General features: G+C 68.8%; 11 protein-coding genes. 6 read left to right on the top strand and 5 right to left on the bottom strand.

Features of this window, described 5'->3' with window-relative positions; translation table 11 throughout:
- Positions 1-42 precede the first annotated feature (42 nt).
- From ACIBH4_RS23095 to ACIBH4_RS23105, 3 genes are all read right to left on the bottom strand, one after another.
- Positions 43-2,223: a molybdopterin-dependent oxidoreductase gene (locus tag ACIBH4_RS23095; protein WP_362769165.1), complete on the bottom strand. Its 2,181-nt coding sequence runs from the start codon at positions 2,221-2,223 to the stop codon at positions 43-45.
- Between the two features lie 174 nt (positions 2,224-2,397).
- Entirely contained in the window at positions 2,398-3,207 is an 810-nt protein-coding gene (locus ACIBH4_RS23100) for a hypothetical protein (RefSeq protein ID WP_362515421.1), read from the bottom strand.
- Entirely contained in the window at positions 3,194-3,454 is a 261-nt protein-coding gene (locus ACIBH4_RS23105) for a hypothetical protein (protein ID WP_362515419.1), read from the bottom strand. The genes ACIBH4_RS23100 and ACIBH4_RS23105 overlap by 14 nt, the downstream gene beginning before the upstream one ends.
- 465 nt (positions 3,455-3,919) lie before the next feature.
- Between ACIBH4_RS23105 and ACIBH4_RS23110 the strand changes: the two genes are divergently transcribed.
- The 5 genes from ACIBH4_RS23110 (at position 3,920) to ACIBH4_RS23130 (ending at position 7,772) form a co-directional block, all read left to right on the top strand.
- Positions 3,920-4,780, top strand: a complete 861-nt coding sequence (locus tag ACIBH4_RS23110; RefSeq protein WP_362515416.1) for a helix-turn-helix transcriptional regulator — start codon at positions 3,920-3,922, stop codon at positions 4,778-4,780.
- Positions 4,781-4,829: 49 nt separating this feature from the next.
- Positions 4,830-5,036 (top strand): DUF397 domain-containing protein, encoded by a 207-nt coding sequence (locus tag ACIBH4_RS23115; protein ID WP_362515414.1) that lies wholly within the window; start codon positions 4,830-4,832, stop codon positions 5,034-5,036.
- A 267-nt stretch (positions 5,037-5,303) separates the two neighbouring features.
- The gene (locus tag ACIBH4_RS23120) at positions 5,304-5,486 is read left to right on the top strand and encodes a DUF397 domain-containing protein (protein ID WP_362515412.1); all 183 of its coding nucleotides are present in this window, start codon (positions 5,304-5,306) and stop codon (positions 5,484-5,486) included.
- 282 nt (positions 5,487-5,768) lie between these two features.
- Positions 5,769-6,875 (top strand): CapA family protein, encoded by a 1,107-nt coding sequence (locus ACIBH4_RS23125; protein WP_362515410.1) that lies wholly within the window; start codon positions 5,769-5,771, stop codon positions 6,873-6,875.
- A 258-nt stretch (positions 6,876-7,133) separates the two neighbouring features.
- Positions 7,134-7,772 carry a TetR family transcriptional regulator gene (locus tag ACIBH4_RS23130; protein ID WP_362515501.1) on the top strand — a complete coding sequence of 213 codons (639 nt, stop codon included), beginning with the start codon at positions 7,134-7,136 and terminating at the stop codon, positions 7,770-7,772.
- 51 nt (positions 7,773-7,823) lie between these two features.
- Here ACIBH4_RS23130 and ACIBH4_RS23135 read toward each other — a convergent pair whose 3' ends face one another.
- Positions 7,824-8,528 carry a hypothetical protein gene (locus tag ACIBH4_RS23135; RefSeq protein WP_362515408.1) on the bottom strand — a complete coding sequence of 235 codons (705 nt, stop codon included), beginning with the start codon at positions 8,526-8,528 and terminating at the stop codon, positions 7,824-7,826.
- A gap of 169 nt (positions 8,529-8,697) precedes the next feature.
- Here ACIBH4_RS23135 and ACIBH4_RS23140 point away from each other — a divergent pair, with 169 nt between their 5' ends.
- Positions 8,698-9,237: a hypothetical protein gene (locus ACIBH4_RS23140; protein WP_362515406.1), complete on the top strand. Its 540-nt coding sequence runs from the start codon at positions 8,698-8,700 to the stop codon at positions 9,235-9,237.
- 154 nt (positions 9,238-9,391) lie between these two features.
- On the opposite strand, the gene ACIBH4_RS23145 is transcribed toward ACIBH4_RS23140, so the two are convergent.
- Entirely contained in the window at positions 9,392-10,894 is a 1,503-nt protein-coding gene (locus ACIBH4_RS23145) for a hypothetical protein (protein WP_362769162.1), read from the bottom strand.
- Positions 10,895-11,046 lie beyond the last annotated feature (152 nt).

Here is an 11,046-nt window from a genome sequence, read left to right on the forward strand (position 1 = left end):
GCCTAATGCGCGTCGATCCCGCTTTTCCGAGCGATCATGGGATCACGCCCGGCCGAGGGTGACGGGAACCCCGTTGAACACGGCGTTTCCCGAGGGTATGTCCACGACGGAATCATCTGTCAGCGTGTTCGCGTTCACTCCCGCGTGCTTGGCTGCCACCGGTTGCGAGGTGCCGGAGTGCCCCCATCCGTGGGGCAGGCTCACCACCCCCGGCATGATCGTGTCGGTCGGCTCAAGCGGCACGACCAGCTCTCCGGCGGCCGAGCGCACCACGGCGTGCTCGCCCAGCCCGAGCCTGCTCACGTCGTCCGGGTTGATCTGCAGGGTGCACCGGTTGGTCCCGCCGACCAGCGGTCCCACGTTGTGCAGCCAGCTGTTGTTGGAACGCAGGTGGCGCCGTCCGATCAGCACGATCTCCGCGGGCGGGACGGCGAGCCGCTCGCGCAGCCGCGCGGCGTCCTCGACCAGTTGTGGCGGGGCGAGCTCCACCCGTCCCGAGGCCGTACGGACGATCTCCGCCAGCCGGGGCTCCAGCGCTCCCAGGTCGATGCCGTGCGGGTTCGCCAGGAGAGTGGCCAGGGAGAGTCCGTACGGTCCGAGCCTGAGCATGGCGTCCAGCCGCCTCTCCGCCCCGCTGCCGCCGTCCAGGGAGGCGCGCAGCTCGGCGGGGTCCGCGCCCTGCACCGGAGATCCGGGCGTCTCGACGGCCCTTCGGAGCATCCGGTCGAGGATCAGCTCGTCGAGCAGGGCCGGATCGGCGTCCGCGCCCTGACCCGAGGCGATCATCGCCAGCCGTGCCATGATCTCGGCCTCCGACGGACGTCCCGGCTCCAGCGGCAGGACCGGCGGGGAGAACCTCGCGTAGTTGCGGACCGCGAAGGCGAGCAGCGTCAGGTCGTAGTGCGGCGACTGCGTCACGCGCGGCGGCGGCAGGATCACGTTCGCGTGCCGGGTGGTCTCGTTCAGGTACGGGTCCACGCAGACCATGAACTCCAGGTCGCGGAAGGCCCGGTCCAGCCGGGGTCCGCCCGGCGCCGACAGCACCGGATTGCCGGCCACCACGACCAGCCCCCTGACCTGCCCCTCTCCCGGCGTCTCGATCTCGTCGGCGAGGGTGGCCACCGGGATCTCGCCGTTCGCCTCCGGCAACCCCCGGACGCGGCTGTGCCAGCGTCCCGTGACGTACGGCCTGCTCCGGCGGCCGTTCTCCACGGCGGTCTTCGCGAACATCACCCCGCCGGGACGGTCGAAGTTGCCGGTCAGGATGTTGACGACGTCGACCAGCCACTGCGCGACGGTGCCGAACTCGGCGGTGCAGGTGCCGATGCGGGCGTAGACGGCGGCCGTCGGGGCCGCCGCCAGCTCGCGCGCCAGCCGTACGATCTCCCCGGCCGGTATCCCGCACATCGGGGCCACGACCTCGGGGGCGAAGTCCTGTGCCAGCCGCCTCACCTCCTCCAGCCCGTCGATCCCGATGCCGCCGATGTCGGCGCCGACCGAGGTGAGGTCCTCGGCGAGGAGGGTGTGGACGATGCCGAACAGCAGGTAGGCGTCCATGCCCGGGCGTACGAACAGGTGCTCGTCGGCGAGGGCGGCGGTGCGGGTGCGGCGCGGGTCGACGACCACGAGTTTGCCGCCGCGCCCGCGCAGCGCCTTGAGACGGCCGGGGAAGTCGGGGGCGGTGCAGAGCGAGCCGTTGGACTCCAGCGGGTTGGCGCCGAGCATCAGCAGGTGGTCGGTACGGTCCAGGTCGGGCACCGCGATCGCCATCGGGTCGCCGAGCATCAGACCGCAGGAGACGTGCTTGGGCATCTGGTCGACGGTGCTCGCGGAGAAGACGTTGCGGGTGCCGAGGGCGCGGATCAGCGGCCCGCCGTACAGGGCTCCCGCCATGGAGTGGGCGTTCGGATTGCCGAGGTAGACGGCGAGCGAACCGCGGCCGTGGGCGTCGATCACCCCGCCGAGGCCCTCCTCGACCGCGCGGAACGCCTCCTCCCAGGACGCTTCGCGCCACTCCTCACCCGTACGGATCATCGGGACGCCGAGCCGGTCGGGGTCCTCGTCGAGGCGGCCCAGGCTCGCGCCCTTGGGACAGACGAAACCCCTGGAGAAGGGGTCGTCCGGGTCGCCTTTGACCGAGGTGACGTGTCCGGCGTCGTCGAGGGTGAGCCGGAGGCCGCAGACGGCCTCGCAGAGGGGGCAGGTCCTGTGGGCTGTTCTCATCGGCGCTCCTGGGTTCGGCGAATGAACTCATCATGGCCGTCGGTCCGGCACGGGGAAAGCCCCGGAGCGTGGCTTGGATTCACGTGGTCGTCGCGACATCTCGATCCGAGGAGTCGCGACGACCCCTTGAAACCGCCTGGGCTCCGGGGCTTTCCTTCGCGGCCGGGTGGAGGTTCACGCGGCCTGTCGGCGCCTCCCGGGAAGCTCGCCGGATCCGGGCAACTCGCCGGGTCCGGAGAACGGGACGGTGGCGCGGTGGATATCGGGCTCCTCCTCTGTGGTGCGGCGGGCCTGTCGGGGGTGGCCGGTCTCCGTGGTCCGGCCGGTCTCCGTGGCACGGCGGGCCTCTGCCGCATGGAGGGCCTCCGCGGCACGGTCGGTCTCCGTGGCGTGGCCGGCCCGCAGGCACACCCAGTTCGTCCGCCCGTAGAGCCGGTCGAGACCCACCGGGGGACCGGAGACCTCGCCCCCGCGGATGATCTCGACCGTCAGCAGGTTCCCCCACCTGAGGTGCCGGGACACCACGGCGTCGCGGGCGTAGCACGCCGCCGCGATCTCGGCGGAAAAGGCGTCGAAGTCCTCGGCGCAGGTTCCCGCCCTGGCGAGGACGAGCGCCTTCTCCCCGTCGGCGGTGGGGGTGATCCACAGGATCAGCGGCAGCCTGCCGAAGCGGGTGTGTATCCCGGTCTCCGCGCACGCCCGTTGGAGGCGGTGCCGGGAGACCAGGCACCACACATGTGCCGTCACCCAGTTTCTCCCGAAGCCGGAGGCCGCGGGGGCGACGGCGGCGCAGAGCACAACGAGAAACGGCCACCAGTCGCCCTCGCGGAGCGAGAGGACCACGATGACCATGAGGAACGAGGCGACGGCGAGCAGGAGGACCTCCGTCCGCCAGCGCCACAGCCGGACGATGAGCCCCGCACGGCTGGGAGGACGGCCGCCGGGGTGGCCGTAGCGGCTGCCGCGGAGATCACGCCGCGACATCGCCGCCCGCCCCCTTGTCGTGGACGGGCGCCAGGGTGAGGGCGGGGGTGGCCGTCCGCTCGGCCCTGAGGAGGTCGAACCGCGGCTCGCGGTAGTGCCTGGCCCCGAAACCGGTCCGGGTCACGCTCCAGCCGAGCCGGTAGGCCCACTCGTCCTGGTCCATGCAGAGCTCTCGGTCGGTCACATAGATCAGGTCGAGGATGAAGGTCTTGATTCCGTGGGTTCTGTTGGTACGGTGGAAGGACATAGGAGACTCCCTTCGTGGCTTTGACGCGGAGTTCTTGTGCCAACCGGGTCGGTGGCCGCCGACCCGGTGTTTTTTGTGTCCGGTCAGGACACTTTCTTGAGTGCGTGCGACTTTGGGCCGTCGCCGGCCGATTACCGCTGCTCCCCTGTCGGCCTCCCCGTGTCAACTCCGTTTCTTCGAAGACGGCGCCGTTGCCGAAGAGCCGCGTGTCTGTTTCACACCCGCGGCTCACGAATGCCCTCGAAGACGCCCTCCGGATGATCACCGGTGGCTCCCCCGATCTTGCGAGGACCTTCCTGTTCTGATAGTCGCTCAGCATAGATTTGGCGGCAAGACTTGCCGTAAGGAAAAAAGCAATAAACTTCCGCAGATGCACTGCAACCATCGGTGTAATTTGCACTACTATTCATCGAGTTCCTGTTGAGGCCGTGACAGCCGCTCGCCCGTCATGGTGAGGAGGTCGTGATGTCGGAACGTGGCAGTCCAGCGCTCCGTCAGCGTCGGCTGGGCATGGAGCTGCGCCGGCTCCGCGAAGGCCTGAACATGACGGGCGACGAGGTGTCGGGTCGCCTGGGGTGGTCGACCGCGAAGGTCAGCCGGATAGAGACCGCCAAGACGCTGGCCAAGGAGGCGGACGTCGAGGCGCTCGCCGAGCTTTACGGCGTAGACGAGCGGCTCAGGGAGACCCTGGTCGCGCTACGGCGCGAGGCCTCCAGGAAGGGCTGGTGGGAGAGATATCGAAACTCCGTTCCCGATGACTACATCACGCTCATCGGGATGGAGGCGGAGGCCACTGAGATGCGTAACTGGGAACCCCAGATCGTGCCGGGGCTTCTCCAGACAGAGGAATACGCTCGTGCGGTCATCTCGGTGGGGCAGCATGCGAGCCAGGTGCCGTCGAGTTGGTTCCAGGATCGGGTCGAGGTGCGGATGGCGCGTCAGCGTACGTTGCTGTACGACTCCAGACCGCTGACCCTGCTGGCGGTGTTCAACGAATCCGTGTTGAAAAGTCAGTACGGCGACGCTCGCGTCATGCGAGATCAGCTGCGACACCTGATCGAGGTGTCGGAGCTGGAACACGTAGATATGAGAATTCTTTCCAAGGATGTTCCGCCACCGGTGTCCACGGGACCGTTCGTGCACCTCACTTTTTCCGATTTTCCGGACACGGTCTACCTTGAATCGCTTTTCGGTGGACGGTACGTGGATGATGTGGAAAAAGTGTACGGGTATGAGCGTGCCTTTGAGCATTTGATGGAACGTGCTCTTCCAGAGGTCGGCTCGCAGGAACTGATCAAAGAGGTAAGCGAGCATTGGGGCAGGTAGCGACCGGCTTGGCAACCGGCGACTACCGTCATTTTTATGGAAAGAAAAAATGAACGTGACTGATTTCAGCGGTGCGATGTGGAAGAAGAGCGCGCACAGCTCTCCGAACGGCAATTGCGTCGAAGTGGCGACGCTGAGCGGAGGCGGCGTAGGGGTCCGGGACAGCAAGAACGGATCCGGGCCCGTGCTGGTCTTCACTCCCGATGAGTGGAAGGCATTCGTCGGCGGAGTGAAGGACGGAGAGTTCGACATATAGCAGAAGCGGCTCCAGTGCTCGCCTGGAGAAAAAGAGCCGCCCCGCTGCGATTACCGCGTTTCATTGGCTCTGCTCACCGGATGGATTGACCGCCCGCCGGTGGAGCAGGGGAGAATCATCGCACACCGGGGGAGCGCGCCGGACATGGTGCCCTATCTGGACATGTCCAATACCTTGCACGTTTTCCATCACGCCTTCATTCTTAAGGTGCCCTATGGCTATCTATGGGAGAGGAGGTGAGATATGTCCGATATTTACCAATGTGGAGTGATCTGGCGAAAGAGTGGGCTCAGTGCCGCGAGTGGCAACTGCGTTGAGGTGGCCCGCCTGGCCGACGAAGGGTTCGCGGTCAGAGACAGCAAGGACAGGCGCGGACCGGTGCTGCTCTTCGGCACGACCGGGTGGAGCGCGTTCGTCGCGGCGGTGAAGAGCGGAGACTTCGATCTCTGAGTGACCGTCCTTTCAGGACCGGGGGCTTGCCCAACGGCGGGACAGCCCCCTTTCGTGTTCCAGGGAACAGTCCGGACGGCCACCTGAGGCGGTAGGACAGCCGTAGGGCCCACGTTCTTCCGAGGGAGAAGCGAGCCGTGCGAGGACAGGCGGCCCCGGAACACCCTGTCCGGACGGCCCGCGACGCCGGGCACCGGCGACCGGCTCCGGCTTTTCGCGGAAACGAATCCGGCGGCGCGAGTTGTGACACGGGGATGGACGAGATGGCATCCTCGGATACCGATGGACACGTACACAGCTCGCCGCCTCGCCCTGGTCGCCGCGGTCACCGCCTCAGCCGTGCTTCTCGCGGCCTGCTCCGCGGCCGAGTCGGCCGCCCCCGAACCGTCCTCCGACGCCGTGAAGAAGCCCACCGAACCGGCCGAGGCCACCCCCACGCCCGAGCGCAAGCCGTACACCATCTCCTTCGGCGGGGATGTGCACTTCGAGGGCGTGCTGCGAAACCGGCTGAACGCCGATCCGAAGACCGCGCTCGGCCCGATCGCCAAGGTGCTGAGAAGCTCCGACCTGGCGATGATCAATCTGGAGACGGCGATCACCACCGGCGGCACCCCGGCCCCCGGCAAGCAGTACACCTTCCGTGCCCCGGCGACGGCGCTCACCGCGCTGAAGGCGGCCGGGGTGGACGTCGCCTCCCTCGCGAACAACCACGGCATGGACTACATGCAGAGCGGGCTGACGGACTCTCTCGCCGCCATCAAACGGTCCAAGTTCCCAGTCGTGGGTGTGGGCAGGAACGAGGCCGAGGCGTACAAGCCGTGGCGGACGACCGTGAACGGCAACCGCGTCGCCGTCATCGGCGCGACCCAGGTGCTGGACGCGGAGTTCATCCAGGCGTGGACGGCCTCGGGCGACCAGGGAGGCCTCGCCTCGGCGAAGAACGAGGCGAGACTGCTCCAGGAGGTGCGCAGGGCACGCAAGAACTCGGACACCGTGATCGTCCATCTGCACTGGGGTACCGAGCTGCAGAAGTGCCCCAACGAGGCGCAGCGCGGCCTGGCGCCCAAGCTGGTCGCGGCCGGCGCGGACGTCGTCGTCGGCGGCCACGCGCACATCCTGCTCGGTGCCGGATACCTGAAGAACAGCTACGTCAGTTACGGTCTGGGGAACTTCGTCTTCTACAACTGGGGGCCGGAGACCGGCAGGACCGGTGTGCTCACCCTGACGATCAACGGCCGCAGGGTGCTCAAGGACCAGTGGACCCCGGCCACCATCCAGGGCGGGGTGCCGGTCCCGATCACCGGGACCGGGCGGCAGCAGGCGATCGCGGACTGGAAGGCGCTGCGCGGCTGCACCGGCCTCGCCGCCAGGCCCACCCGCTCCGAGTGACTCGGAGCGGGCCCGGCGAAGGTTCCGGACATCTCCCGATATTCCGGAGGAGGCGCGGAAAAGGTTCCGGGCGTCTCGTGCGGCAGGAGGCGTGACGCCGGTGGAGGAGCCAGGCGACGTCCCATCGGCGTTCACACACCGCCTCACATGCGACGTTGCGAGGTTCGTCCGGTCCACCCCGGGGTGGAGAAAACTCGTGATTGGTGAATAAGTACTGACCCTGACGTGCCAGAGGGGCAAGATGGTGTGGTGTCCACCATGTCCTGCGAGGAGCACGGAGAGGCTCCACTGCGGCGCCAACCCACCCAGCGACGGAGCGCGCGACGTGTCGAGCGGATGCTCGACGCGTGTGCCGACCTGCTGGACGAGATCGGCTACGACGCGCTCTCCACCACGAGGATCGCCGAGCGCGCGGGGGTCGCGATCGGTTCGGTCTACCAGTTCTTTCCCGACAAGCGAGCCATCACCCAGGCGGTGACCCGGCGCCACGTGGAGGGGTTCGTCGCCCGTATCGGCAGGCGCTTCCTGCTGGAGGACTACGAGGGCTGGTGGGACGCGGTCGACGCGATCATCGACGAGTACGTGGAGATGCACAGGACCGTGCCGGGTTTCCGGTCCCTGCACTTCGGCGACGTGGTCGACCTCAACCTGCTCGACGCCTCGTCGGAGAACAACACGGTGATCGCCGGACGGTTGCGCGGTCTCCTCCTGCAGGAGTACGGACTGGCCGACAGCGAGGAGTTCGACCTGGCGATCCTCGTCGCTGTCGAGGCCGGGGACGCCGTGCTCAAGCTGGCCTTCCGGCGCGATCCGAACGGCGCCCCGGAGATCGTGGCCGAGGCGAAGCGCCTCATCCGGGGCTACCTGAACCGCCAGTTCGCCCGCGTCTCGGTCTGAGAGCCAGCGGCACCCCCTGATGAAGCGTTGGCCGCGCGAGGGGTCGAGCCGTCACCGCGCCCGTGTTCCGGGCTGAGGGGGTAGGGAAGGGGAAGCCTCGACGGGGGATGTGCCGGTGCCCTCCGGCGGGCTCTCGACGCCGAGCGCGTCCGGTGCGGTGAGCACGTCCGGTGCGCTGGGCACGTCCCCCTCCTGGTGCCGTCTGCCCCGGCGTTCGAGCTGGGACCACCGCTCGGGGAAGGCGGCCTCGCCGGCCATCCCTGCCTCGGGGCGCCCCTGCGCCGTCAGCCTCTGCTGCGCGGGCTCCTGGACACCCTGCCCCGGCGTTTCCCGCCCTCGCATGTCCCGTTCCCGAGTAATCGGTCCCTGTCCCTGCGGGATGCTTTTCCTGACGACGTGTCCGCGCGCACGCGACCGCTTCTCCTGCCGCTGTTCCGTACCCGCCACCGGAACGGGAACGACCGCGGACAGTCCGGGTGGCCGTGTCCTCGGCTCCTCGCGAGGCCACCCCGAGGAATCACAGGGCTCGCGGCCGGACGAGATGATCGGCCGGAGCCGCCTCTCCCGGTAGATTCGTTCGACTTTTCTGATCCGGGCGGCGAGCCTCTCGCCACGGATACGGTTCTCCAGGGTGACCAGCTCCCGGTGTGCCTGCCCGATCGCCTCCATCTTGACCGAAAGGTATCCGGCGGACCCGGGAACGACCACGGAGAAGACCAGAAGGAGCATCAACGTGAACGATGTCTGCTTGGACATGCCCATCGCGACTCCTTCCCGTGACATGCTCCTCTGTCAGTAGTCGTTGCTCATATGCCCGTTTTGCTGGGGAAAAACGCGCAGCGTAGTCGTTCGTTTGCCTAAGGTAACGTGGCCAATACCTGCCGTTGGCCGTACGCGGTCGAGCGTCGCTCGGTACTCTCGCGATGTGGCGCATGTGACACGTGAGCAACTTGATCGATTGCTTGAGCAGGCACTTCTGGCCGACGATCACGAAGACCTGGCCCGGCGACTCGAAGACCTGGTCGAGACGTACGCGTCCGGCGACATATCACGGGCGGCGATCCTCGTGCTCGCCGCCGAGGAGTGGCGGCAGGCCGGACAGCCCGCCCGGGCCTTCGACTGCTTCCAGCGGGCGGTGGACGACGGCGGCGAGGTGAGCGTCGACCCCCGGGCGGGGATCGCCGACACCCTCTTCGAGCTCGAACGGCCTGACGAGGCGAGGGAGGTGATCGCGGCGATCCGCGCCGTCGGTGATGTCACCGCGGCCACCGCCCTCACGGTCGCCGAGACCCTCGTCGCCTACGGCGACCTCGGAGAGGCCCATAAGTGGGCGACCGAGGGGGCGCACCGGGCGGTGGAGGGGAGCGGCGAGCACATCGCCCTGCTCAGAACCCGCTACCGGATTCGCGTGGACCTCGGTCTCCCGGAGGACGACCTCGACGCCCTCCTGGACGCCTCGCACTGACGGCGCCCCGGTCCCGCCGACCTGACATGCGGCGGGGGAGGGCCGTGCCCCGTGAGGCACGGCCCTCCCCCGCGATGGTTCGGCGGTGGATCTATGCCGACCCGCGGGCTGATCCGCGGATCGGCGGCCGGTCCACCGCCTCCTGGCTCCGCATTTACTCCACGTTGAGGTTCGGGAGCGTTCCCTCAGGCGCGGGAAGAACGGGAGCCGCTGCGGCGCCCTGCACCGTGGTGCCGTTCGCGCCGCCTTCCGACGTGGCCTCGCCGGCCGCGGGGGCGTCCGGCGGCACGGGGGCCTCCGGGCGCACAGCGGCCGGCGGCTCCACCGTGGGCATATCCGCGGTGGGGGCGTCGGCAGCGGGCGCGTCCGCGGTCGGCATGTCCGCGGTGGGCGCGTCTGCGGCGGGCACGTTCGCGGTCGGCATGTCCGCAGTGTGGGTGTCTGCGGCGGGTGCCTCGGTGGCGGGCGCGTCGGCAGCGGGCGTGTCCGTGGTGGTTGCGTCAGCGGCGGGCGCGTCGGCAGCTGGCGCGTCGGTGGTGGGTGCCTCGGCGGCGGGCGCGTCTGCGGCCGGCATGTCCGTGGTGGTTGCGTCGGCAGCTGGCGCGTCGGTGGTGGGTGCCTCGGCGGTGGTTGCGTCAGCGGCGGGCGCGTCCGTGGTCGGCAGGTTCTCGGTGACGGCCTCCGCCGGGACGAGGTCGGGCATCGGAGGCGCGGGCTCGTTGACCGGTGCGTCCGAAGCGCCCGGTGCGTCCGGTGCGTCCGGCACTTCGACGAGCTCACCGGGTGCCGGCGGTGCGGGGGCCCGCAGCCAGCTGATGCCGTCACCGGGGGCGCCCGGCGTGCCCGGCAGTTCCGGTGCCTCGGCCATGATGCTCACCCACGAGTTCGTCCACTCGTGACCGGGAAGGCTCGACAGGCCGAGGACCCCGGCGTCGGCGAAGCCGACCACGGCGGAGGGCTGGGAGAGCTGGGGCAGACCGGTGACGCGTGCGAGCCGGTCCGCGGTCACGGACGTCTCGCCGATGTTCGCGGTCACCGGCGCCTCAGCACCGGCCACGGCCGCCGGCGCCTGCTCGCTGTTCACCGTCACCGGCGTTCCCGGAGTAGGCAGCTCCGTGTCGCTCACCGTCACCGGCGCCTCGCCGCTGGTCGCGGCCTGTGGTGTCGCGGTGCTGTCCGTCGAGAGGTTCGTGGTGCCGTCCGTGGTCGGCGGGGTGACGGTGCTGTCCGTCATCGGCGCCTCGCCGCTGATTGCGGCCTGTGGTGTCGCGGTGCTGTCCGTCGAGAGGTTCGTGGTGCCGTCCGTGGTCGGCGGGGTGACGGTGCTGTCCGTCGTCGGCAGGCTCGCGTTGTTGTCCGTGATCGATGAGGTCACGGTGCTGTCAGTGATCGGAGGTGTCACGGTGTTGTCCGTCGTCGATGTTGTGACGGCGCTGTCCGTGGTGGGAGCCCCCTCGGGTGTCGCGGCGGTTCCGGCGGCGCCGGTCTCCTCGCACGCGGGCTCCACCGGTCCGGGCGTTCCCAGAGCCGTCGCCGTGCCCTGCTCCTGGCAGGGCACGATCTCCGCCGACGCCGGGGAGGCCATCGTGAGGCCGGCGCCGACCGTGAGCACCGCCATCGCGAGGATTCCCCGGATGTTCCGTGATGAATTCGACATTCGCATCCCCCTGTTGCGTTCGGTAATCCGACGAAAACCGAACGTAACAGGGGGGTCTCGCTCAGGGGCGGGCTTAGCTCAATGGTGGTCAAGCCATTACCGGGCCGCGTCGGAGGCGGTCAGGTCCTTACCGGTCTCCAGCCGACCGCCGT

Source organism: Streptosporangium sp. NPDC050284 (genome assembly GCF_044459525.1).
Lineage (GTDB): Bacteria > Actinomycetota > Actinomycetes > Streptosporangiales > Streptosporangiaceae > Streptosporangium.